The organism is Parasphingorhabdus sp. NYA22 (assembly GCF_976973735.1).
Genome location: NZ_OZ333477.1, coordinates 1,181,227 through 1,204,219, shown reverse-complemented (window position 1 = coordinate 1,204,219; position 22,993 = coordinate 1,181,227). Strand labels below are relative to the sequence as shown.

Below are 22,993 nucleotides of genomic sequence, written 5' to 3'. Positions count from 1 at the left end.
TCCAAACGGATCAGTTCAATAATCCTTGCTCACCCGCAAATTGGCGCTCTGGCGGCCGAGGGTTGAAATGGTCGACAGGATCGACAGCCAGCGGGTGATCTGGAATTCAAGGCTGGTCGCGCTATAGCCCTTGCCGTCGGTGATCAGCTCTACATAGACGCGGCGGGTGATATATTTGCCCGCGGCGATCGAGGTGCCCGAACCGGTATCGGTATCGGACGGCAAGATGCGCAGGCGGTCCAGCCCGACCGCCTTGCGCAGCTGGTTGATCGGATCAAGCCCGCCGCCGCTGTTCAACGACGCTACGGCAGCGGCCAGCTGGACCGCTTCCGGTGCGGACAGGTCGGAGATCGATGCGCCGAACAATACCCGCGACAGCAGCTCGTCCTGAGGCAGAGCCGGGATGCTGGTGAAAGCGATCTCCGGCTGGTTGCCGGTGCCGGTGACATTGATCGTGGCGTTCAGGCCGGTCAGATTGGCCTCCGCCTCGATATCCAGGATCGGGTTGACCGGTTGATTGCCGACAAAGCGGATGCGGCCGCGCTCCAGGCTGAACTGGCGACCGGCAAAAGTATAGTCACCGCGCAGCAGGTCAGCAGTGCCGAGCATCGCAAAATTGTCGACCGGCCCGGTAATCTTCAAACTTGCCTTCCATTCGCTGTCGAGCCCGAGCCCCTCGACGATCAGCCGGTTGGGGGCGTTGGCGGTCAAGTCGAAGCGCCATGGACGGCCGCGCACCACGACCGGCCGTTCGTCGGCGCGGCGATTGATTTCCCGGGTCTTTATATCCGGCAAGCTGGCTGACGCGCTGGCTTGACCAAAGCGGAAGAAACTACGGTTGAGCACGACATTGCCCGAAATCAGACCGCCGTCCACCGAACTGCGAATTTTGATCGGGCCGGTCACGGTAGCGGCGAAATCATCGCGGGCAATCAGCGCGGCCTGCTGGGCATTAACGTCCATTATGATGCCGATGCCTTCGCCCGACGCAACGGCAAAGTTGAAACTGCCGCTGCCGCTCACCGTTCCGCCACCGGCGGTGGTTCCGGTCAATTTCGGCAACACCAGCCGCGAGCCGTCAAACTGGCCCACCGTCTTGATATTGGAAATGACCGTGCCGGTCAGCGGGCTTTCGAGCCGTGCATTGCTGGTGCTGACCTGCCCCCTGATCTGGGGATTGGTTAGGCTGCCGCTGATATCGGCGCTGGCCGCCACCGGTCCGGTCAGATCGAATGTTTCGACACCGGTCAGCCGCCACAGGCTTTCCGCTCCGCCGTTGAAGCGCGCCTGCGCGAACAGCGGTTTGCGCATCAGTTCGTTCTGCCAGTTGCCGCCGCCGAGGCCGGTCACCCGCCCCTGGAACCGTCCGATCGTTTTGCCTTCGGGGGACTTGATGATCCCGCGCGCAGCGGCGTTGCGGCTGGAAAGAGCGATATTGAGGCCGAGATCAACCGGCGCAGAGGTCAGGATCAGGCCGGAGCGGGTCAGTCCCTTGATCGTCAGCTTGGCCTCGCCGACCGGCACCTGCGCACCCGACTGGGTGAGTTTGACAGTTCCGTTGACGCTGCCACCCAGTCCGAGATCGGGATAGCCGATATCGACCAGCGACAGCGGCATTTTCGACATCGACAGGTCGAGTCTGGAATTGCCGCTTCCCCAGCGGCCTGACATCCGGGCGCTACCGCTGCCATAGTTGATCGTGGTCGCCGACGCGGTCCAGCCATCGCTGACCCGCCGCAACTCGAGCGGCTGCGCCAGACGCAGGTTGCGCCCTTCAAACTGGCCGGTTCCGGAAATCCGGTAAAGATCGGGCGTGATATCGGCTTTCGCCTGAAATTCGAAGGTGCTGCCGCGCGTCCCGGCGATGGTAAAGGTTGCCGTGCCGCTGCCGTCGGTCAGCTTGGCATTGGCGGCGACCCGGCCGATGATCAGTTCGCCGCGACTGATCCCCTGCGCGCGGAGAGTCGCGTCGATATTGGACTGGCCGTCGATCAGAATGATATCGGCATCGAGCACGGCGGTGCGGATGAAAATTGGCGGCTTGCCATCGAAGCGGGCGTTTTCAGCCTTGAGATTGGCACGGATCAATTGCTGTCCGTTGCCGGGGCGGAACAACACATCGCCATTCACACCACCGCCACTGACGACGAGTGTCCCGGCAAGGCCGTCCGCGGTTGGTCTGATCGTACCGGTGGCCAGCGTGTCGGATACCAGCAGCCGATCGACACGCACCGCCGTGTCCTGGCCGGGCGTCGTCAGGATCATGCCGTCGCTGTTGAACGGCCCCAGCGTCGATCCACCGGAGGCGACATAGGAGAAGCCGCCCTTGACCGGATCGAGTTGCAGGCTGACCGCAGACAGACCGGCCGCCGGCAGCGGGCTGTCGAACAACAAGGCGACCTTGGGCCGGTCGAGAGCGCCATCAAGCTTCAGATCAAACCGGCCATAAGTGTCCTGCTTTCCAGAACCCCGGAACGCAAAGGTTGCGGCCGCGGTCTGGTTGCCGGAACCGCGGAACGAGAGTTTGGGAGCCGACACGTTGAGATTGGTAAATCGCAACAGTCCGTCAGAACCAAGCGCGAGGCCGGTCTGCAATTGCGGCAGACCGCCGGCCAGTTCGCGCAGGAAGCCGATGTCGAAGCGACGCATCTTCGCATTGACCTGACCATCGAGCGAAATCCCGGTGGGCGCGGGGCCCAGATCGATTTTGGCGATAATATCGGCCACCCCGACGCCCTTCACCGCAAAGCCGGGTGCATTGGCGTCGATATTGACGGCGAAATCACCGGTCGAGGGGCGCAGTTCCAGATCCAATGTGCCTTTTGCGACATTGGTCGCGACGCGGGCGCGCTCGGCAAATAGCAGATCCTTTTCATAGCGGAGCAATGCGGTCGCGCTGAAACCGGAAAGCAATTGTTTCAGCAGTTCGCCATTGCCGATCAATGTGCTGACAGACAATTTTACAGGAATGTCCCAGCCGCCGGCATCGCGCTGTCCCTCGCCCTCGCCGCGCACATTGGTCAGCAGCGTCTTGCCCAGCGCCAGTTGCGGCGCCGTCAGCAGATATTGATAGCGCAGCTCGGAGAATTTTCCGTTCAGCAATGCCTTCAGCTCGAAATCCTGCGCCCTCATATTGGACGCCAATGCGGACGGATCAATCAGCTTTGTCTCCAGCCGCATCGCATCGAGGCTATTGCGTGCCAGATCAATACCGCCTTTTGCGGTAAAGGACAGGGCAGCAGAACGCGCGTCGAAATCCAGCGCCAAAAGCCGGTCGGCGAGACTCGCCGTACCCTTGATCAGCAGATCGGGCGAGGCCAGCTTCTGCGCCACCCCTTCAGGCAGCACGGACGCGGTCAGCTTGCCGTCATAGGCAAACAGCCCGTCCTTCGCCTCGATCATGACTTGCGTCAGCGTCTCGTCATTGCTCAGCGCAATCAGCTCGCCGTTCCATTTCTGCCAGCTGCCGTCGCCTTTCAGGGTCACCGCCAGATCGCGATCCATCCCCAGAGCACCGGCTATCACGCCACCGGCAGGGGCTATGATTTCAGCATCGATATCAAGCTTCTGGCGTTCCGGTTCGGCATTCAGCGCGAGCAGCAATTTGTCGCCGCTGCGCGTCGTTGCGGCATCGAGACGCACCATCGCGCGACCGGCTCTGATATCGGCGGAGCCGGACAGGTCGGCAAATTGCTCGCTGCCGGCAATGGCCTTTCCGAGCGCCAGATTTTCCGCGCGAAAGGCGCCGACATATATGTCGAAGCCGGGGAGCAAAGGATTTTCTTCGCCGCTATCAATCAGTTCCGGCAAGCGGTCAAGCCGCGCCTTCAGGATCAGCGCGTCGGAAATATAAAGTTCGTTGAATATCCAGGCCAGCGGATTCCAGTCGACCGCCACTGTGCCGGCGGAAAAAAACTTGCCCTTGGGATCGAGCAGTTGCAGCCCCTGCACGTTGCCCTCTCCGTAAATCGATCCCTCGATTTCCGCGATCCGGATACGCAGCCCATCCTCCGGCTCCAGCGCCTCGACTTGCTCGATAATGAAACGATGGCCGGAGTCGCTGTCCAGCCACATTGCCGCGCCGACCAGCCCGAGCATGAGAATCGCACCCAGACCGAGCAGGCTGCGCATGGACCAGCGCCAGATCAGCAGTTTGGTGCTCGGCCTGTCTTGGACTTCAGCCATCTAGAATGCCTGACCCAGCGAGACATAGACGGCGACGCGTGGATCTCCCGATCGCCGGTTTATCGGCGTGCCAACATCGATCCGGATGGGGCCGAAATCACTATAATAGCGAATGCCGAGACCGGCACCATATTGGATGCCGGAAAAATCCGGGGTGCTGCTGGAGTAAACATTGCCGGCGTCGAGAAAGGGCACGATGCCGAGATTGCCATCGAAAAGTCCGGTCCGCACCCGGGCTTCCAGCGAAAATTCGACGAGCGAACGGCCACCCACCGGATCATCATTGGCATCCAATGGTCCAACGGTCTGATAGCTGTAACCGCGCACCGAGCCACCACCCCCGGAATAAAGCCGGCGGGATGGTGCGATGCTGTTGGTACCGGCACCGGCAATCGTGCCGATCCGCGTCCGGCCGGCCAGCACAATTTTATCGGAGACCAGGAAATAAGCACTGCCGTCGACCTGGGTGCGCACATAGAAGAAGCTGCCGCCCTGCAGCGATGCTTCGGGAGCAACACGGGCGCTCAACCGGAAGCCACGGGTCGGATCGAGCAGGTTGTCGCTCGCGTCATAGGATACCAGCCCCGGCAGGGAGGCGATAAAATAGGTCTCCGGATCGGTCGCTCCAATATCTCCGGTGACATCCGTTTCCCTCGATGCAATCAGCTCGAAACCCCCAGACCAGTTCCAGCGTTTCTGATAGAGAAGATTGCTCTGCCGCTCGATATTCGCGGCGACCGACAATGTCTCGGCATCATAAGCGGCGCTATCGACAAGGCTCAGGGCCATACGCCCGTTCAATATATTGTCGCGTCGTCGAAAATTGTTCCGGCGGTAAACGATGCTGCCCGATTGTTCCTGGGTCGCCAGCACGCCGGTCACCCGGATGAGCCCTTCCGGCGGGAACAGATTGCGGTGCTCCCAGCTGACTTCTGCGCGGACGCCTTCGCCAGTGTCATAGCCCAGTTCACCGGCCACAGTGCGCAATGGCGCAGGTGTCAGTTTTACGGCAATATCCACCGCTTCCGGGTCGTCGGCCGGCACCGGATCTATGGCGACGGTCGAAACCAGACCGGTCGCGATCAGGGCCCGGCGCAGATCCTCAAGATCAGAAGCCTGATAGATGTCACCCGGATTGAAACGGGCAATCATCTGGACATGGTCGGCATCAAACAGCTTGGTCGGCGCCAGACCGATCGAACCGAAATTATATCGTCCGCCAGGCGTCACCTGGACTTCGAGGTCGCCGAGCCGCTCGGCATGGTCGATTTCCAGTTCCGGCTCGCCGGTCTTCGCGAATGGATAGCCATTTTCAGCCATCGAGACATCGATCCGGCCGATCGCTTCCATGATCCGGTCGCTGTTGACGATATCACCCGACTGCAAACCGAAGCTTTCGCGGAATTTTTCCGGATCAGGCGCAACCGCCGTTTCGAGACCGGGCAAGGCAATAGCGTCCAGCTTATATTGCGGTCCCGGCTGCACCTTGATCACTACATCTACGCGCTCTGCGCCGTCGGCCTCGAAGCGGGTCTGCACGACGGCGTCATAATAGCCTTCTATCCGCAGCAGCCGCTCGACAAGATCGGCATCGCTTTGTGCGCGGCGCCGGATCTGTGCGAAATTGGCATCGTCGCCGCGATATTGTTCCAGCACCGACAGAATCTCAAAGCGCGTATCAAAGGTCTCGCCGATCGCCGCGGGCAATCCCTCGAAGCTGATCCCGTAGGCGGTTTCCGCCAGCGCATCGGTCGGTTGATATTCATTGAGTGACAGCTGATCGGCCAATTGCTCGTCGGCTGACTGACCATCCTGATCGCCGGTTTCGTCTTCCGCTGCCTGCACCGGAACCCCAGTGTCTTCAACATCATCCAGCACCGGCTCTGCCACCTGGTCAAGGTCCGGCCATTCGACGCCGAAATCGGGAAATTCGGTCAGCGGCTGATCCGGGTCGAGCGGCGCATCCATTTCCGGCCCATCTAGCGCGCTGGGAACTGGCGGATCCATGGTCTGCGCATGGCCCGGCCCGATGAGCGAACCCATCAGCAAAATAACCAGCATGCCAAGGCAGCGACGATATGCGGTCAGACCCATCATCGATCTCTTTAGCGGTGGATGAATCGCGATGCCAACGAATAAGCGCGTTTATCGGACAAGCGTTTCATATTCCGGGATATTCCGTCCAGCCAGCATATGACTGCCAATTTCACAGACGATTTTAACCGCATATTAACCACGATAGACCATATTCCAGCCCATAGGGATCAGGCGCTTGTGTCTGGTCGGCAATCGTTCAACAGGATCGTTAGAAATGTCCAATATGCGCGTAATTTTGCTCGAAGCGGCCATGGTCGCCGGTGTTTTGCTGACGGGTTTGTCAGCATCTCATATTGCCCATGCGGCGACATCATCTGCCAGTGCCGAGAAAGCGGTCACCGATCCGCGGGCGAATGTGAAAATCGACAGCTCGATCATGATCGAACGCACCGAGATATCCGAAAGCGGCGAGTCTGTTACGCAGCTGCTCAACCCGGTGACCGTCAAGGTCGTTCCCGGCGACAAGCTGCTGGTCACCAACAGCTATCGCAATGCGGGTAACGAGGCGGTTACCGGCTTTGTGCTCAACAATCCTGTCCCTCAAGCCGTCACCTTCACCGAGGCGCTTGAAGACTGGGCGCTGGTATCGGTCGATGGTGGCCAGAATTTCGGCCAATTGTCTGCGCTGCGCGTAACGGATGCCACGCAGGAGACTCGCCCGGCGGTGGCTGCTGATGTCACCCATATCCGCTGGGTGCTGCCATCGCCGATGGAACCAGGTGCAACCGGCGAACTGCGTTATCGCGGAAGCGTCAAATAGAAGCGCGATCCGCTTTTACCCGCCTTCGCATTCCCAAAAGACATCACTGACCCCGATCAGCCGCGCAAGCCGCGATAGTTCCGCTGCGAGCCTGTTCTGCCGCGTGGCAGACCAGCGCACCCCCGGCTCGGGCCAATATTGTGTGACCCGCAAATAGCCCGCTGACCGGTCTGCCTTGATTTCGATCCGGCCGACGAAACGGTCGCGCTCCAATATCGGATAGACATAATAGCCCCATTGCCGCTGCGCTGCGGGCACGAACATCTCGTTGCGATAGTGAAAGCCGAATAATGTCAGCAACCGGCTACGGTCGCGCACGGCCGGGTCGAACGGATTGACTATGCGCAGGCGCGCGGTAGGCTCGGTCGTGTTCGACAAGCGCGTCTCGATATCGGGCGGTGCCAGCGCCTTGAGCCACTGCCCCTCGTAATTCTCCACCTCAACCGCAACGTTGTTCTTCGCCGATTGTGCCCAGAGCCGCGTTTCTTTTGCATCGACAGCGCCCCAGAAACGCTGGATTTCGCCGAGCGAACCGAAGGCCAGCCGGTCGAGCGCATTGCGGCATAGCCAGTCGATCTGCCCTGCGTCATCATGGATCGCTTGGCGATGATGGGCCGGGATCACCCGTTCGCTGAGATCGTAATATTTGGTGAAATTGTGACGGTGCGAGGTCGCCAGTTCGCCGGCATACCAGAGCTGGTCCATCACTCTTTTGTGCGGTGGACGATCCCACATCTGTTTCTTGCCCTTGACCTTGGTGTCAAAGGCCTGGGTGGACAGCGAGCCTTCTGCGGCGATCCTGGCCTTGATCTCGTCCGCACCTATTTCCGACACCGCCTTCTTAAAAGAAGCATAGCCAGCGACCTTCTCGCCGAGCCGCCGGAACTGACGCCGCCACATCGGGTAAAATTCGATCGGCAGGATTGAGGCATCATGGGTGAAATGCTCGAACACCGCCCTTTCCTCGCCCAGCAACCGGTCGAGCATCGGTTCGCGGTAATTCTGGTTGCGGCTCCACAGGATATGATGGTGGGCGCGGGTGACATTCTGGATCGTGTCGAGCTGGACATAGCCGAGGCGGCGGATCATCTCCGGCAGGTCCAGCGGTCCGGTCGGCGTTTCGGACAAGCCCTGCGACTGCAACCAGAGCCAGCGCGCCTGCCGGTTGCTGATCCGCAGCGCCATCGCGATCAGACCGCCGTGGTTTCGATATGCGCGACTTTCCGGTCGCGCCTCGTCGCCAATATGCAACCAATGACGATCATGGCTGCGCCTGCAACCGTGGTCAGCGTAATCGGTTCGCGAAAGAACAGCCAGCCGAAGATCGCCGCCCAGATAAATGCGCTATATTCCAGATTGATCAGATTCTGTGCTTCCGCCCGCGCATAACCCCAGGCAATGAACACCGCCGAGATGATCGACAATATCGCAGCGGCACCAATATAGGGCAGCGACTGCACATCCGGAACAACCGCGAAAAGGGGCGCGAGCAGAAGGAAGGACGTACCGACGACGAGATTTTGCGCAAAGCTGATCTCAATCGGGCCGGCCAGCAACGCCTGCTGCCGCTGGATCACCAGATTGCCGGCATAGAGCACCGCCGACACCAGAATCGCGCCGATGCCGAGCAGCGCTTCTTTTTCAAATGTACCGCTCGCCCTGCCCCATGCGATCACCAGCACGCCGGCAAAGCCGAGCACCGAAGCATAGATAGCGTTCCGGTGGATAGTCTCGCCCAGAAACACCGCCGCCAGATAGAGCGCGATAATCGGTGCGATGAAGGAGAGCGCGATGGCCTCGGCCAGCGGCACTCGCGCCAGGCCCCAGAAGAACAGATAGGACATGAAGACGATGATGATTCCGCGCTGCAGATGGACCTTGCGCGCGGCTTTCCCCGGCATTCTCGGGCGGCGGGCGAAGAAGACCGTCGACACGATCACAAGAGCGAGCAGGACCCGCCAGAGTATGGCGTTATAGGCGCCAAGCTCGATCGACAGGCTTTTCATCGCGACATCCATCATCGCGAATGTGAGCAGGCCGAACAGCACCGACCCTGCGGGTAGCAAGAGCGGGGCGTCATCCGACTGGCTATCGGCGGATATTAGATCGGGCATATATTATTCCATCAGCCTGATGCTGTTGCCGGCCCCGGTGCTTCGACAGGCTCAGCACGAACGGATTTCAAGACGTGCTGCTTATCGCCGGATCATCGAAAATGGCAAGCGGGATCAGAGGCCCATTTGCCGGACCGCCAGATCGCGCATGATTTCTTCCGAGCCGCCGCCGATCGCCATCACCTTGACCTCGCGATAGAAACGCTCGACCGGATTGCCGCGTAAATAGCCGGCACCGCCGAGAATCTGCATCGCTTCGCTGGCACAAAATTCGAGATCCTTGGTGGCGCTGAACTTGGCTTTGCAAATTTGCGCGACCGGCATTTCGCCTTGATCAGCGAGCCAGCAAATCTGGTTCAGCCAGCCATCAAGACGGTCAACGCGCGCTGACATATCGGCGATCTTGTGGCGGATCACCTGATGCTTGATCATCGGCTTGCCGAATGTCTCGCGCTGCTGGGCATAGTCGATCGAATATTCAAGAAGCACCCGCATCATGCCGAGCGACTGGGCGACCATGCCAAGCCGCTCGTGGTTGAAATTGTGCATGATCTGGATGAAACCGCGCCCTTCGTCGCCGAGCATATTCTCCGCCGGGACGCGCACTTCGTCAAAATAGAGCGAGGCCTGATCAGACGCCCACCAGCCCATTTTCTTGTCGAGCGCGGTGCGCGAAAAGCCTTCCGCATCAGCGTCGACCAGAAATAGCGAGATACCGTTCAGGCCTTCGCCACCGGTGCGCGCACCGATGACATAATGGTCAGCCGTCATGCCGCCGGTGATGAAAGTCTTGGCCCCGTTGATCACCCAATGGTTGCCGTCCTGCCTCGCAGTGGTCTGCATATTGGCGACGTCCGATCCGCCACCGGGCTCGGTGATGCCGAGGCTGGAGCCCTTTTTGCCCAGCACGATATCTTTCAATATGCGGTCTTTGATGTCTTGCGAGGCCAGCTTGTGAATCGGACCGATGGAAATGCTGCGGCCGCCGAGGGCTGCCAGCGTCCCGCCATTATGGGCCCGCGCCGCTTCCTCGGCCCAGGCGACGCGCATGAAAATATCGTCCATGCCGAGCCCGCCATATTTTTCGTCCACGCCAAAACCCCAGACGCCAAGCGCACCAACTTTTTCGTGCATCGCCCAAGGGATTTCACCCGCTTCGTCCCAATCATTCGCGAACGGCTGCAATTCGGTCTCGGCAAAGCGGCGGCAGGTTTCGCGAAACTGGCGGCGCTCGTCATTATCAAAAGGGCGTAGCATCTGTCTCTCTCCCAGAGATTTAATCGTATGATTAAACTTCTATCGCCTCCAGTGCGGAACGCAAGGGAGATGGAAGAGAAACCGGTCGCCTTGAAGCGCGGTCGACATAGACATGGGTGAAGCAGCCGGCGGCGGAGGCAATATCCTCATCACCGCGAAACAAGCCGACACCATAGGTCACGCTGCTGTTGCCCAGCCGGTCGACGCGGATGCGCGCCATTACATCGTCGGGAAAGGCAATCGGCGCGAAATAATCGCAGCTGGTGTTGACCACCAGACCAATGGTCTCGCCGCCGGTGATATCGAGCGCGCCCTGTTCCACCAGATAGCGGTTTACCGCGGTGTCGAACCAGAAATAATAGATCGCATTATTCACATGACCATATGGATCATTGTCGTTCCAGCGCGTGGTGATCAAGCTGCTGGTGCGATAGTCGCTCCTTACCGGTGGTTCCGCCCGGGAGCTTTTACCAGGCGGCATCATAGATCCTTTGCGCGTCGGCCAGCGTCACCTCTCTGGGATTATTGTCCAACAAGCGGGTTTGCAGCATCGCCGCTTCGGCCAGCTCGATCGTGGCGTCCTTTGCGATGCCTATTTCGCGTAATTTGCGCGGTGCCTTCACCTTGACCGCCAAGCCTTCAAGAAAGTCGATCAGTTGCTGTGCCCTTGCTTCGCTGCTATTCTCGCTGCCGCGTGGCAGGTCCAGAGCATCGGCGAGCTCGGCATAAAGCGGTGCGGCGGCCTCGAGATTAAATTGCATGACATAAGGCATGACCAAGGCGTTGGAGAGACCGTGCGGAATATGATAAATGCCGCCGAGCGGATAGGCGAGCGCGTGGATCGCGCCGACCGGACTATTGGCAAAAGCCTGACCGGCGAGCATCGAGCCGCGCAACATCGCTTCGCGGGCAACCATATTGCTGCCGTCAGAACAAGCGGTCTCGATATGGGAGGTGAGCAATTTCAACGCCTCGATCGCCAGCATATCGGAGACCGGATTCTTGCCGTTGCGGCTGGTGTAGGATTCGATCGCGTGGACCATGGCATCGATGCCCGTTGCCGCGGTCACATTGGCGGGAAGGCCGAGAGTCAACGCTGGATCGAGCAATGCAACATCGGCGACCAGATGCGGCGAGATAATGCCCGCTTTGGTGGTTTCGCCGGTGGTCAGAATCGAAATGGCGGTCACTTCCGATCCGGTGCCCGACGTGGTCGGGATCAGGATAGTCGGCAGGCCCTTGCGCTCGAGCAAACCGATGCCGTAAATATCCGCAAGTGGCTGGGCACCGTCTACCGCGAGCGCAGCGACCACCTTGGCGGTGTCGAGCGAACTGCCACCGCCGAGACCGATGACGATATCCGCGCCCGCCGCTTTCGCTGCTGCTATTGCTTGCAGCACAATGGCTTCTGGCGGGTCGGCGATTACGGAGTCGAATATCGCGACATCGAATCCCGCTTCGGACAATGTCTTCTCGACCGGTACAATCAGGCCGGCATTGACGATGCCCTTGTCGGTGACGATCATCGGTCTCGACGCCCGCAAGGCGGCAATCTGTCCGGGAAGTTCGGCAAGACAGCCTTCGCCAAAGTGGAGCACGGGGACGGTCTGGAATATAAAGTTTTTCATAGCATCGATCTTTCGCACCAATGGTCCAGCCGCGCAATAAAAAGGGGCCGGAAAACCGGCCCCTTTTCATCTGGCGACTATTTGTCACCGAATTTCTGGTTGCGCCTAGAACTTGCCGCGCAGGGTCAGACCGTACATCCGTGGTTCCTGGATGAAGGCAGACCGTGAACCGGAGCGCAATACAGTGTTGAACGTAACACCGCGCGTGATTTCATTGGTCAGGTTGGTAACCCAGGCTTCAATGCCCCATGCGCCGTCAATTTCACCGAGACCGGCACGCATGTTGATCTTGACGGTACCGTCCTGAACATCAAATGGCACTGGCGTCCGCGTTGACAGATCTGCTGGATCAAAGGCTTGCGTTGACGTCCGGCGATCGCTTTCCATCCGGATCTGGCCATTGACGAAGAATTTCAGGCTGTTGCCAATGTCACGATCATAGGTTGCGCCCATGATACCCACCCATTTCGGAGCGTTGGTCAGTGAATTGCCGCACAGGCTGAGAACATTGTCAGAGGTTTGCGTTCCTGCGCAATTGTTCGGATATCTGGCGTCGGTGTAAGTCAAGCCGCCGTTGATCGTCAGATTGTCGCTGGGACGAAGGACCGTTTCAATTTCAACACCGGTCGATTTTGCGAGCGGAACGTTGAACGTCGTGAACTGCGCACCAGTGAATTCCAGAACCTGAAAGTTTGTGAACTCCTCATGGAAGCCGGCAACGTTCAAAGTTACCGCATTGTCGAGGAACTTGGCTTTCAGACCGACTTCATAAGCATCCACTTCTTCCGAAGCAAAGCGCGGATCTACGCCACCGGATGCAGCCGTCGAGTCGAGGTTGAAGCCACCCGATTTATAGCCATGCGTGAAGCTGGCATAAACGGTCACAGGCGAAGCAAATTCATAGCTTACTTTACCGGTATAGATCAGCTCTTCATCGCTAAACGTGCTGTCGAAAGGCCGCGGCAGAGGGAATGGAATTGCGTCCGTTCCGATTGCTGGCGCCAGGAATGCAAAGCAACCCAGTCCAAAAACATTGGCGATCAAAGGCGACGCGACATTGCCGGCGCCGATTTGACCCAATGTGGCAGGGCAGAGCGTGTTGTTGGTCGCCGACTGAGTGAACGAACCGTCTTTGCTTTCATCCGAATAGCGCAGGCCCAGTGTCAACTTCAGACCTTCGGCCACTTCCAGAGTGTTGTGGGTAAAGACCGACCAGCTTTTGCTGCTTTGCTCATAGGAATTTGAGGTCCGCATCGTTGCCGGATCAACACCGGTCAGGTTCTGCAGCGGTGTCGCGCCGAGAAACGTTTCGCCATTGCCGTAGAAGACAGGGTTGGCAGGGTTAAGCGTTCCGCCACCCGTTCCGGCCGCCAGCAACGCGCCGACAAGACGGTCATAATCCGTACCCAGGCCGAAATTGACCGTCTGCGAGATATCCTCTGTGGAATAATAACCACCGACCATCCAGCTGAGCGCGCCGCCGAGTGCTTCACCCTGCAGACGCAGTTCGTGGGTCATTGTATCAATCGCGGTACCGCCACCTGGCAATACGTTGAACACATCGAGACCCGAGAAATCCGAATCATAGGCTTCTTCCGCACGGAATTCGCGATAGGAACCGATGTAGATCAGGTCTGCAGTGTCGCTGATCGGGAATTCGATTTCGCCGGTCACACCCCATTGATCATTGGAGGGATCTGCTCTCATATCGGACGTTGCGACACGGTTTTCCACCGCGCGCTGCATGGCTGCCGTATCAAACGGGCTCACCGCAACATCAGGAGCGGACATGCCGCCACGTGCGCCAAGGCCTACAGCGCCGAACAGGCCGAATGTTTCGACCGGAGATTGCTGGACTTCGATTGCAGCACAGCAGCTTGCCGTGCTCTTGGAATAATCCGCAATCAGGCGTCCGCGGATGCCGCTGTCATTCTCGAAGCCAAGCTGGCCGCGAAGAAGATACTGATCGGTGTTGTTGGAATCGCCAACGCTATTGCCGGCGCTGTCGATGATATCAACATAACCATCACGCTTCCGATAGGCACCGGTTACGCGCAGCGCCAGAGTGTCCTCGATAAGCGGTGCGTTGATCGCGCCCTGGACGCTCATATGGTCGAAATTGCCATAGGTCGCGTTTACGAAGCCGCCAAAATCGTTGAGATCAGGCCGGACATTGGTGATGTTCAAGGCACCTGCCGACGTGTTCCGTCCGAACAACGTACCCTGTGGGCCGCGAAGAACTTCGACGCGTTCAACGTCGACAAATTCACCGAGCGCAACGCCCGGGCGTGACTGATATGCACCGTCTACGAAGATACCGACAGCTGATTCAAAGCCGATGTTGTTGGAAGTCGTACCGACACCGCGAATACGAAGAACAACCGTTCCGGAAGCCGTTTGCGCGTTGGAGGTCGAGAAGCTTGATGATACGCTACCGATGTTCTGCACGTTTACCACGCCCTGCTGCTCGAGCTGGGCCGGGCTGACCGCGGTTACGGCGATAGGAATGTCTTGAACATCTTCTGCGCGGCGGGTTGCCGTCACGATGATTACATTGTCGTCGAAGGTTTCGACTTCTTGCGCTGCGTCCTGCGCGAAAGCGGGGGTGGTCATGGCGGTGCTACAAAGCGCTGTCATGAGGATTTTATTGATCGTTTTCATATATATATTCTCCCGTTGAGCTTGCTGCCGTTATCGCCAATTTCCTGGGGGGATGGCTTGTGTTTACGTCAGCTGCGGATGGGTCAGTCGTTTAATCGCGCCATTAAATCAAGCGGAGAGAGGCAGATACAGGCCGATTCCGCGGCAAATGTTGCAAATATGTAACAATCGCTGCGATCGAAAAGACCGGATATCGGTGTCTACCCGTGGGGAGATGTGAAAATGACACATGAATCATTCGCCCTGGTGGCACTGAGCGGCGTGATTCGCAGCTGTTCTGCCGAAAACAGCGAAACTTACGAAAGGGGTTTTACGCTCGTTCCAGGCAAGACAGCCGACAAGAATAGCTCCCCCGCCCGATCTCTATCTGATCCGTTCGCTGGTCGCTTATGTTTCAGCAGGCACGGATATTGTCCTGACATCACGCCCGGTGAATCCCGGTATGGACCCGGAAACAGGAGAGACTGGATATGCCGCCCTCTCCTGTTAATAGCTGGTGCTGCCGAGACCGGCGCTGTACTAGAACTTGCTGCGCAGGGTCAGTCCGTAGCTGCGCGGCTCCTGAACAAAGACCGACTGCGAACCGGACCGCAAGATCGTCGCAAAAGTAACACCGCGGGTCACTTCGTTGGTCAGATTGGTCACAAAGACTTCGATGCCCCAGGCTTCGTCCTGGCTGCCGATTCCCGCGCGCAGGTTGATTTTGATATTGCTGTCCTGGACGACGAACGGAAGTGCGGTCAGATTAGTGGGGTCGACGGCCTGGGTCGATGTGCGGCGATCACCCTCGAAGCGGATCTGCCCGTTGAGGAAATATTCCAGATTCCCGCCAATGTCATTGGCGTAGGTAGCGCCCGCTATGCCGACAAATTCCGGAGCGTTGGTCAGTGAATTACCGCATAGCGCCAGCACATTGACACTGGTCTGGGTACCAGCGCAATCATCCGGATAATGGGCATCGGTATAGGTCAGCGCGGCGTTTACCGTGAAATGATCACTCGGTCGAAGCATCGTTTCGATTTCCAGACCCTGGGTGACGGCTTTGGGTACATTAAAAGGCCGGAACTGGGTGCCGGTATATTCGAGAACCTGAAAGTTCGAAAATTCCTCGCGGAAAGCTGCCCAATTTAGCGTAATGGAATCGTCCAGAAATTTGGCTTTCAGGCCGATTTCGTAGGAATCGACTTCTTCGGACTGGAAGCGCGGATCGGTACCCCCGACCGCAGCGGTCGAATCAAGATTGAAGCCGCCCGACTTGTAGCCATGGGTAAAGCTGGCATAGATGTTGACCGGATCGGCGAAGGCATAGGACAGTTTGCCGGTGTAGATCAGTTCGCTATCGCTAAACTTGCTGTTGAACGTGCGCGGCGTTGGCAACACCGCCGCGTAAGGTGCATCAGCCGGTGCGGTGAAGGCAAAGCAACCGAGCGCAAACAACGCGTTCTGAAGCGGATCAGGCAGGCCGCTCAAAGCGCCGCCAGGAGAAATCTGCCCGACCATCGCCGGGCAGACAGAATTACTGGTCCCGCCGCTGGCGAAGCTGCCGTCTTTGCTTTCGTCCGAATAGCGCAAGCCTATCGTCAGCTTCAGCCCATCGGTGACTTCCAGCACATTATGCGTGAAGATCGACCAGCTTTCGCTATTTTGCGCATATCTGTTGGTGTTGGTGATGGTTGCCGGATCAAAGCCCGTGATATTTTGCAACGGTGTGGCGCCCAGGAAAATCGGACTGAGCGGATTCAGAGTGGCTCCCCCGGTGGCGCCGGCGAGCGTCGCACCGACAACCTGGTCATAATCCGCCCCCAGAGCAAAAGAAATATCCTGGCTAATGTCTTCATTGGCGTAATAGCCACCGACAAGCCAGTTCAGCGCGCCGCCGAACAAATCGCCCTGAACCCGTATTTCGTGAGTCATGGTTTCAATGGCCGTGCGGTTGTTCGTCACGTTGAACAGATCGAGATCCGAGAAATCATTGTCATAGGACTCGGTGGCATCATATTCACGATAGGAACCGATATAGATCAGGTTGGTGTCGTCGCCGAGTGACACTTCGATCTCGCCGGTGACGCCCCATTGGTCAAAACGCGTCCGAGGAGCAAAGCTGGCGGTTGAAATGAGATTGTCGGCTGCGATTCCCGCGGTGGTTGTGTCGAAAGGATTCACAGCAACGACCGGCGCGGCCATGCCACCGCGAGGTCCAAGCCCGACAGCCGCGAGCAAGCCAGAGGTTTCGAGCGGCGATTGCAGGACTTCTATCGCGGCACAGCAACCGGCCGTGCTCTTCGAATGGTCCGCGATCAGCCTTCCCTTGATCCCGCTGTCGGTTTCAAAGCCAAGCTGGCCCCGGACGAGATATTGGTCGGTGCCGTTCGATTCGCCGATTTTGCTACCGCTGCCATCGACAACGGTCACATAGCCGTCACGCTCGCGATAGGCACCGGTGACCCGTAGCGCCAGTTTATCCTCGACGATCGGCACGTTTACTGCACCCTGCACACCCATCAGATCACGATTACCATAGGTAGCGTTGGCAAAACCGCCAAATTCGTCCAGGTCCGGCCGGACATTGATGATATTCAGAGCACCTGCAGAGGTGTTCCGACCAAAGAGCGTTCCCTGCGGACCGCGCAAAACCTCGACGCGTTCAACATCGACAAATTCGGAAAGCGCGACACCGGGACGGGATTGATAGGCGCCGTCGATGAAAATGCCGACCGCCGACTCAAAACCGATATTATTGGAAGTCGTGCCGACGCCACGAATCCGCAGCACCACCGAACCGGAGGCCAGCTGGGCATTGGATACCGAGAAACTGGAGGATATATTGGTAATCTGACCAACGTTGACAACGCCCTGGCGATCGAGCTCGACCGGGCTGATCGCGGTAACGGCCAGGGGAATGTCCTGCACATCCTGCGCGCGGCGGGTGGCCGTCACGATGATGACATTGTCGTCGAAGGCTTCTGCTTCCTGCGCCTCATCCTGCGCGAAGGCAGGTGTCGTCAGCGCGGTGGCGCAAAGTGCAGCCACGAGCAATTTATTGACTTCGTTCACTAATATTCTCCAGTTCGACGCACGGTCGTTATTGTCTGATTTCATTGAAAAGGGGATCGCTTGCCCCTCCCTTACGGTTATTTCCTTGCCATATCTTTACGATCGACAATCAATCGGGCGCCGGTGCGCGTCCGACCAGGCAGAGACCGCGGCACAACCGCACCAGTGATGTCGCATCAGGGTCGTGGGAGTCTGGGGATTCCGATGGACGCTTGATGGCCCATAGACGCTCGGCCCGGCCTTGCTTGCTCCTGCGGAACGACTGGCGTAGCATTTTCATCTGGAATCACTCTTGGCGGCCTATGTCATCGCCGCTAGGGGAGAGGGAACATAATTTTAAGGACAATCAATGCCCCAACTCATCCTGCTTCGTCATGGCCAGTCGCAATGGAATCTCGAGAATCGTTTCACCGGCTGGTGGGATGTCGATGTTACCGAGAAGGGCATAGAAGAAGCCAAGGCCGCCGGGCAGCTGATGAAAGAACGGGGCATTGACCCGAATGTCTGCTTTACAAGTGTGCAGACACGGGCGATCAAGACGCTCAACCTCGCGCTCGAAGAAATGGGCCGCCTCTGGCTTCCAGTGGAGAAAAACTATCGCCTGAACGAGCGCCATTATGGCGGACTCACCGGTCTCAACAAGCAGGAAACGCGCGAGAAGCACGGCGACGAGCAGGTCCATATCTGGCGGCGCAGTTTTGATACGCCACCCCCGCCAATGGCGTCGGACAGCCCGTATCAAATGTCCAACGATCCGCGCTACAAAGGTATCGAAGTTCCGTCGACAGAAAGTTTGAAAGACACGATCGCGCGAGTGCTGCCTTACTGGAAGAGCCGGATCGCACCGGAATTGCAAAATGGCAAAAAAGTCCTGATCTCGGCGCATGGCAATAGTCTGCGGGCACTGGTCAAGCATCTCTCCAAGATTCCGGATGACGAGATTACCAGCCTCGAGATCCCGACCGGCCAACCCATTGTCTATGAGCTGGACGACGATCTGAACGAGATCGAGCGCTATTATCTTTCCGAGCGCTAGGCTTGCTTGGGTGATAGTCTGACGGGGAGATAGTTCCGGAGCTTATTCCGGCCCGTACTCCGGCTTGCCTTTGGCGCGGTACATGGCGGCATCGGCGCGGGACATCAGACTGTCAGTCGTATCCTTGGGGCCGACGAAACAATAGCCTATCGAGGCACCGAGGGGCAGTTTCTTGCCTTCATGGGTGATATTTTCTTTGGCCAGTTGCTGGAGGAGAAAGTCGATTTTGTCCGCCACCTGATCGCCGTTTAAATTGTCGAGCAACAGGCCAAATTCATCGCCGCCGATCCGCGCGACCACATCTGTTGTCCGGGTATGGCTTTTCAATATTTCCGCCAAGCGAACCAGCAAAGCATCTCCGGCCGCATGGCCATGCTCGTCATTGATCGCCTTCAATTTGTCGACGTCCAGAAAAAGCACGGCACAATTGTCACCATATCGCCGACATCGCGCAACGCGATCCTCGAGGCTTTCAACAAAAAGGCGACGGTTTGAAAGTCCCGTAAGCACATCATTATATGCGTGCAGCTTCATTTCAGCGAGACCCTCTCTCAGTACAACTATTTCCTGCTCTAGGATAAGGCAGTTAGCGCAATGTTGATCATTGCTTGCGCGATGTTTTTGCATTTTTATTATTATTCCTAAACTCCGCGAGCAAATATATTTGTATCTATTTCAAAGTACAACAGGATTATTCGGTCGGCGCGGGCCAACGCCCTGCAGCTTGGGCCAGGCGAGCCCCGTCCGTAATCGAAGCGATCCGCCGAAGATGAATTTGTCGTCACGAAAATTTAAAACCGCCATATGTGTCATTGCTTCCGTGCGATTTCATGACTAAACCGCATTGCTTCCGTAGCATTTGTCAGGGTCAAAAATGGTCGAAGCACCTCCTCCGGTTGGAATTATAATGGGCAGCCAGTCCGACTGGGCCACGATGAAGCTTGCGAGCGACATTCTGGATCAGTTGCATGTGCCCCATGAACAGAAAATCGTGTCGGCACACCGCACGCCCGGCCGTCTCTATGACTATGCGACATCGGCAGCCGAACGCGGACTGAAGGTGATTATTGCTGGCGCTGGCGGCGCGGCGCATCTGCCCGGCATGGTCGCTTCGATGACCCGGGTGCCTGTGCTCGGCGTACCGATTCAGTCGAAGGCATTGAGCGGTATGGACAGCCTGCTGTCGATCGCGCAGATGCCCGCGGGCATTCCGGTCGGCACCTTGGCCATTGGTGACGCCGGAGCAAAAAATGCGGCGCTGCTGGCGGCAGCTATACTGGCCAATAACGATCCGGCACTGGCCGAACGGCTTGACGCATGGCGCGCGGCACAGACCGACGCCGTCGCCGAAAAGCCGGAATAACAGCTCTTATGAAAACACTCCCCCCCGGTTCAACCATTGGCATATTGGGCGGCGGCCAGCTCGGCCGGATGCTGAGCGTGGCAGCGGCACAGCTCGGCTATCGCTGTCATATCTATGCGCCCAACAGCAATAGCGTTGCGAGTGAAGTCTCGGCGGAATTTACCTGCGCCGAAGATGACGATATCGCTTCGCTAACCCGCTTCGCCGAGAGCTGCGACGTCATCACCTTTGAATTTGAGAATGTGCCGGTCGATCCGCTGCACCAGATCGAAGCCTGCGCACCACTCCATCCTCCGATAGCTGCGCTGAACATAGCGCAGAACCGCGTCGCCGAGAAGAATTTCGCTCGCGACCATGGCGGCACCACTGCCCCCTTTGCCGAAGTCACTGATCGCGCCGCGCTCGACAGGGCAATTGCCGAGATCGGTGCTCCCGCAATCCTCAAAACCATCCGCATGGGCTATGACGGCAAGGGCCAGTCGCGGATCATGCCGGGCGATGATCTTGACCAGCATTGGGAAACCGTGGCGCGTCAGCCCTGTGTTGCCGAGGGGTTTGTCACGTTCGATTATGAATTTTCTGTGATATTGGTCCGGGCTCAGGATGGCGAGATCCGCTTCTGGGACACGCCGCATAATGTGCATGAAGACGGCATATTGTCGGTCTCGACCGCGCCTGCTCCTGCCGAGATACTGGGACAGCAGGACGATGCCCGCGCGCTGGCGGCAAAAATGGCCGAAGCGATGGATTATGTCGGCGTGCTGACCTGCGAATTTTTCGCCACCAAGGACGGACCGGTGTTCAACGAAATGGCACCGCGCGTGCACAATAGCGGTCACTGGACCATTGAGGGTGCAGTCACCAGCCAGTTCGAAAATCACATAAGGGCGATTTGCGGATTGCCGCTGGGCGACACCGGACTGGCCGCTAAAAAAGTCGAGATGCACAATTTGATCGGAGCGCAGGCGGACGACTGGCAGGACCTGCTATCCGATGGCGCCAACCACCTCCATCTCTACGGCAAGGGCGAGAGCCGGCCTGGCCGCAAAATGGGCCATGTCACCAAATTATATTTCTAATTTGCAGTCTGCCGGAACTGCGCTAGGCGTCGCGCATGAACCATCCTGAAATCATTCTCTTTATCGCCCGCGCCGACAATGGCGTGATCGGCGACGGCGACACCATACCGTGGCGCCTGCCCGAGGATCAGCGCCGGTTCAAGCGCATGACCATGGGCAAGCCGATGATCATGGGCCGCAAGACATTTGACAGCCTGCCCGGCATGTTACCGGGACGGCGCCATATCGTGCTGACCCGCGACAAGGATTGGGAAGGCGATGGTGCGGATGTTGCAAGCAGCGTCGAAAACGCTCTGAAAATGGCCAACGCTCCACATATCGTGGTGATCGGCGGCGCAGAGATTTACAATGCCTTTCTCGACAAGGCCGACCGGATCGAACTGACCGAAGTGCATAGCAATCCGAAGGGTGATATCAAAATGCCCGCCTTTGACGAAACCGTGTGGGAAGAAATCACCCGCGAGGATCATGAAGCGGTAAATGGCAAGCCCGGCTACAGTTTTGTCACCCTTAAAAGGAAAATTGGATGAAGAAGTTCCTGCTGGCGTTGCTCGGGTTTGGCGGGGTTTTACTCGCCGCCTTCCTGATTTTTGCGCCGGCGGAGTTCGAAAAACAGACCAATATGGTCGACGGCAAGCCGCTGCCGGAGATTAGCGCCGAAGCACAGAAACTGCATGACAGCCTGATGATCGTCGACCTGCACGGCGACACATTGCTGTGGAAGCGCAAGATTACCGACAGCGTGGATCGCGGTCATATCGATCTCGAACGGCTGCAGGCGGGCAATGTCGGGCTGCAGATTTTCTCCAGTGTAACCAAGACCCCCAAGGGTCAGAATTACGACAGCAACAGCGCCGATACCGACATTATTACCTTGCTCGCGATCGCTCAGCTGCAGCCGGTGCGGACCTGGTTCTCGCTGCTTGAACGGCAACTTTATCATTCACAGAAGCTGGATCGGGCCGTCGAAAAGTCGGCTGGCGCCATGATGTCGGTCAGCACGACAGACGATCTCGACAAACTGGCAGCCGCACGCGCAACGCCAGAGCGGTCCATTGGCGTCCTTTTCTCGGCCGAAGGTCTGCAGACGCTGGAAGGCGAGCGCGGCAATTTGAAGAAGCTCTATGCTTCGGGTATGCGGATGGCGGGACTGGTGCATTTTTTCGACAATGAACTGGCCGGGTCGATGCATGGTATTGAAAAGGGCGGGCTGACCGATTTCGGCCGGACCATCGTTCGCGACATGGAATCGATGGGGATGATCGTCGATATCGCCCATTCGAGCCATGCGAGCGTCGCCGACATATTGAAAATGGCGAAGCGGCCGGTGGTCTCAAGCCATGGTGGCGTGCAGGCGGTGTGCGGCGTCAATCGCAACCTGACCGACGCCGAGATCAAGGGCGTCGCGGCGACCGGCGGGGTCATTGGTCTTGGCTATTGGGACGGCGCGATGTGCGACACCGATCCCGCGACCGTGGCGAAAGCGGTCAAGCATGTCCGCGATCTGGTCGGGATAGACTATGTCGCGCTGGGCAGCGATTTCGATGGCGCAGTGACCACGCGTTTTGACACCAGCGGCGTTGTCCAGATCACCCAGGCGTTGATGGACGCGGGATTCAGCGAAGCGGAAATCCGCGCGGTGATGGGGCTCAATGCACTGCGGGTTATTAAAGCCGGGCTGGTGCCTTTATCGCAAAGCGTCGCTCCAGCGAAAGCCGATAGCGGCGCCCGCACTCCCGATGCGGGTTAGATGCCAGCC

The 22,993-nt window shown here is 58.2% G+C and carries 16 protein-coding genes; 6 read left to right on the top strand and 10 right to left on the bottom strand.

What is annotated here, in order from left to right:
- Nucleotides 1–15: 15 nt before the first annotated feature.
- Nucleotides 16–4,185, bottom strand: coding sequence for a translocation/assembly module TamB domain-containing protein (locus ACWFTY_RS05835; RefSeq protein WP_447526428.1), 4,170 nt, complete (start codon nucleotides 4,183–4,185; stop codon nucleotides 16–18).
- A complete protein-coding gene (locus ACWFTY_RS05830) occupies nucleotides 4,186–6,282 on the bottom strand; it encodes an autotransporter assembly complex protein TamA (RefSeq protein ID WP_447526427.1) in 2,097 nt (698 codons plus the stop codon). It lies immediately after the preceding gene.
- A 214-nt stretch (nucleotides 6,283–6,496) separates the two neighbouring features.
- On the opposite strand from ACWFTY_RS05830, the gene ACWFTY_RS05825 reads away from it, so the two are divergent.
- Nucleotides 6,497–7,042, top strand: a complete 546-nt coding sequence (locus tag ACWFTY_RS05825) for a hypothetical protein (RefSeq protein ID WP_447526426.1) — start codon at nucleotides 6,497–6,499, stop codon at nucleotides 7,040–7,042.
- A 15-nt stretch (nucleotides 7,043–7,057) separates the two neighbouring features.
- On the opposite strand, the gene ACWFTY_RS05820 is transcribed toward ACWFTY_RS05825, so the two are convergent.
- The 7 genes from ACWFTY_RS05820 to ACWFTY_RS05790 all read right to left on the bottom strand — a co-directional run bounded on the left by ACWFTY_RS05820 (nucleotide 7,058) and on the right by ACWFTY_RS05790 (nucleotide 17,801).
- Nucleotides 7,058–8,227, bottom strand: coding sequence for a winged helix-turn-helix domain-containing protein (locus ACWFTY_RS05820; RefSeq protein ID WP_447526425.1), 1,170 nt, complete (start codon nucleotides 8,225–8,227; stop codon nucleotides 7,058–7,060).
- 5 nt (nucleotides 8,228–8,232) lie between these two features.
- A complete protein-coding gene (locus ACWFTY_RS05815; RefSeq protein WP_447526424.1) occupies nucleotides 8,233–9,156 on the bottom strand; it encodes a DMT family transporter in 924 nt (307 codons plus the stop codon).
- Nucleotides 9,157–9,270: 114 nt separating this feature from the next.
- A complete protein-coding gene (locus tag ACWFTY_RS05810; protein ID WP_447526423.1) occupies nucleotides 9,271–10,413 on the bottom strand; it encodes an acyl-CoA dehydrogenase family protein in 1,143 nt (380 codons plus the stop codon).
- A 31-nt stretch (nucleotides 10,414–10,444) separates the two neighbouring features.
- Nucleotides 10,445–10,897, bottom strand: coding sequence for an acyl-CoA thioesterase (locus ACWFTY_RS05805; protein WP_447526422.1), 453 nt, complete (start codon nucleotides 10,895–10,897; stop codon nucleotides 10,445–10,447).
- Nucleotides 10,881–12,041 carry an iron-containing alcohol dehydrogenase gene (locus ACWFTY_RS05800; RefSeq protein ID WP_447526421.1) on the bottom strand — a complete coding sequence of 387 codons (1,161 nt, stop codon included), beginning with the start codon at nucleotides 12,039–12,041 and terminating at the stop codon, nucleotides 10,881–10,883. The genes ACWFTY_RS05805 and ACWFTY_RS05800 overlap by 17 nt, the downstream gene beginning before the upstream one ends.
- A gap of 105 nt (nucleotides 12,042–12,146) precedes the next feature.
- A complete protein-coding gene (locus ACWFTY_RS05795; protein WP_447526420.1) occupies nucleotides 12,147–14,702 on the bottom strand; it encodes a TonB-dependent receptor in 2,556 nt (851 codons plus the stop codon).
- A 519-nt stretch (nucleotides 14,703–15,221) separates the two neighbouring features.
- Complete coding sequence (locus tag ACWFTY_RS05790; RefSeq protein ID WP_447526419.1) at nucleotides 15,222–17,801, bottom strand: TonB-dependent receptor; 2,580 nt, start codon at nucleotides 17,799–17,801, stop codon at nucleotides 15,222–15,224.
- A gap of 304 nt (nucleotides 17,802–18,105) precedes the next feature.
- Here ACWFTY_RS05790 and gpmA point away from each other — a divergent pair, with 304 nt between their 5' ends.
- Nucleotides 18,106–18,792 carry a 2,3-diphosphoglycerate-dependent phosphoglycerate mutase gene (gene gpmA, locus ACWFTY_RS05785; protein ID WP_447526418.1) on the top strand — a complete coding sequence of 229 codons (687 nt, stop codon included), beginning with the start codon at nucleotides 18,106–18,108 and terminating at the stop codon, nucleotides 18,790–18,792.
- Between the two features lie 42 nt (nucleotides 18,793–18,834).
- Here gpmA and ACWFTY_RS05780 read toward each other — a convergent pair whose 3' ends face one another.
- The gene (locus ACWFTY_RS05780) at nucleotides 18,835–19,326 is read right to left on the bottom strand and encodes a GGDEF domain-containing protein (protein WP_447526417.1); all 492 of its coding nucleotides are present in this window, start codon (nucleotides 19,324–19,326) and stop codon (nucleotides 18,835–18,837) included.
- A 340-nt stretch (nucleotides 19,327–19,666) separates the two neighbouring features.
- Here ACWFTY_RS05780 and purE point away from each other — a divergent pair, with 340 nt between their 5' ends.
- From purE to ACWFTY_RS05760, 4 genes are read left to right on the top strand one after another with little or no spacing between them, the layout of a single operon-like run.
- Nucleotides 19,667–20,155: a 5-(carboxyamino)imidazole ribonucleotide mutase gene (gene purE, locus ACWFTY_RS05775; RefSeq protein WP_447526416.1), complete on the top strand. Its 489-nt coding sequence runs from the start codon at nucleotides 19,667–19,669 to the stop codon at nucleotides 20,153–20,155.
- Nucleotides 20,156–20,163: 8 nt separating this feature from the next.
- Nucleotides 20,164–21,234 (top strand): 5-(carboxyamino)imidazole ribonucleotide synthase, encoded by a 1,071-nt coding sequence (locus ACWFTY_RS05770; RefSeq protein WP_447526415.1) that lies wholly within the window; start codon nucleotides 20,164–20,166, stop codon nucleotides 21,232–21,234.
- 35 nt (nucleotides 21,235–21,269) lie between these two features.
- On the top strand, nucleotides 21,270–21,764 hold the full coding sequence (locus ACWFTY_RS05765; protein ID WP_447526414.1) for a dihydrofolate reductase: 495 nt from the start codon (nucleotides 21,270–21,272) through the stop codon (nucleotides 21,762–21,764).
- Nucleotides 21,761–22,984, top strand: coding sequence for a dipeptidase (locus ACWFTY_RS05760; RefSeq protein ID WP_447526413.1), 1,224 nt, complete (start codon nucleotides 21,761–21,763; stop codon nucleotides 22,982–22,984). The genes ACWFTY_RS05765 and ACWFTY_RS05760 overlap by 4 nt, the downstream gene beginning before the upstream one ends.
- The last annotated feature ends 9 nt before the right edge of the window (nucleotides 22,985–22,993 follow it).

What these genes read in the sequence shown, in the direction of transcription:
- ACWFTY_RS05835 (WP_447526428.1), bottom strand. Translation starts at nt 4,185, where the DNA reads ATGGCTGAAGTCCAAGACAGGCCGAGCACCAAACTGCTGATCTGGCGC.
- ACWFTY_RS05830 (WP_447526427.1), bottom strand. Translation starts at nt 6,282, where the DNA reads ATGATGGGTCTGACCGCATATCGTCGCTGCCTTGGCATGCTGGTTATT.
- ACWFTY_RS05825 (WP_447526426.1), top strand. Translation starts at nt 6,497, where the DNA reads ATGTCCAATATGCGCGTAATTTTGCTCGAAGCGGCCATGGTCGCCGGT.
- ACWFTY_RS05820 (WP_447526425.1), bottom strand. Translation starts at nt 8,227, where the DNA reads ATGGCGCTGCGGATCAGCAACCGGCAGGCGCGCTGGCTCTGGTTGCAG.
- ACWFTY_RS05815 (WP_447526424.1), bottom strand. Translation starts at nt 9,156, where the DNA reads ATGCCCGATCTAATATCCGCCGATAGCCAGTCGGATGACGCCCCGCTC.
- ACWFTY_RS05810 (WP_447526423.1), bottom strand. Translation starts at nt 10,413, where the DNA reads ATGCTACGCCCTTTTGATAATGACGAGCGCCGCCAGTTTCGCGAAACC.
- ACWFTY_RS05805 (WP_447526422.1), bottom strand. Translation starts at nt 10,897, where the DNA reads ATGATGCCGCCTGGTAAAAGCTCCCGGGCGGAACCACCGGTAAGGAGC.
- ACWFTY_RS05800 (WP_447526421.1), bottom strand. Translation starts at nt 12,041, where the DNA reads ATGAAAAACTTTATATTCCAGACCGTCCCCGTGCTCCACTTTGGCGAA.
- ACWFTY_RS05795 (WP_447526420.1), bottom strand. Translation starts at nt 14,702, where the DNA reads ATGAAAACGATCAATAAAATCCTCATGACAGCGCTTTGTAGCACCGCC.
- ACWFTY_RS05790 (WP_447526419.1), bottom strand. Translation starts at nt 17,801, where the DNA reads ATGAAATCAGACAATAACGACCGTGCGTCGAACTGGAGAATATTAGTG.
- gpmA (WP_447526418.1), top strand. Translation starts at nt 18,106, where the DNA reads ATGCCCCAACTCATCCTGCTTCGTCATGGCCAGTCGCAATGGAATCTC.
- ACWFTY_RS05780 (WP_447526417.1), bottom strand. Translation starts at nt 19,326, where the DNA reads ATGAAGCTGCACGCATATAATGATGTGCTTACGGGACTTTCAAACCGT.
- purE (WP_447526416.1), top strand. Translation starts at nt 19,667, where the DNA reads ATGGTCGAAGCACCTCCTCCGGTTGGAATTATAATGGGCAGCCAGTCC.
- ACWFTY_RS05770 (WP_447526415.1), top strand. Translation starts at nt 20,164, where the DNA reads ATGAAAACACTCCCCCCCGGTTCAACCATTGGCATATTGGGCGGCGGC.
- ACWFTY_RS05765 (WP_447526414.1), top strand. Translation starts at nt 21,270, where the DNA reads ATGAACCATCCTGAAATCATTCTCTTTATCGCCCGCGCCGACAATGGC.
- ACWFTY_RS05760 (WP_447526413.1), top strand. Translation starts at nt 21,761, where the DNA reads ATGAAGAAGTTCCTGCTGGCGTTGCTCGGGTTTGGCGGGGTTTTACTC.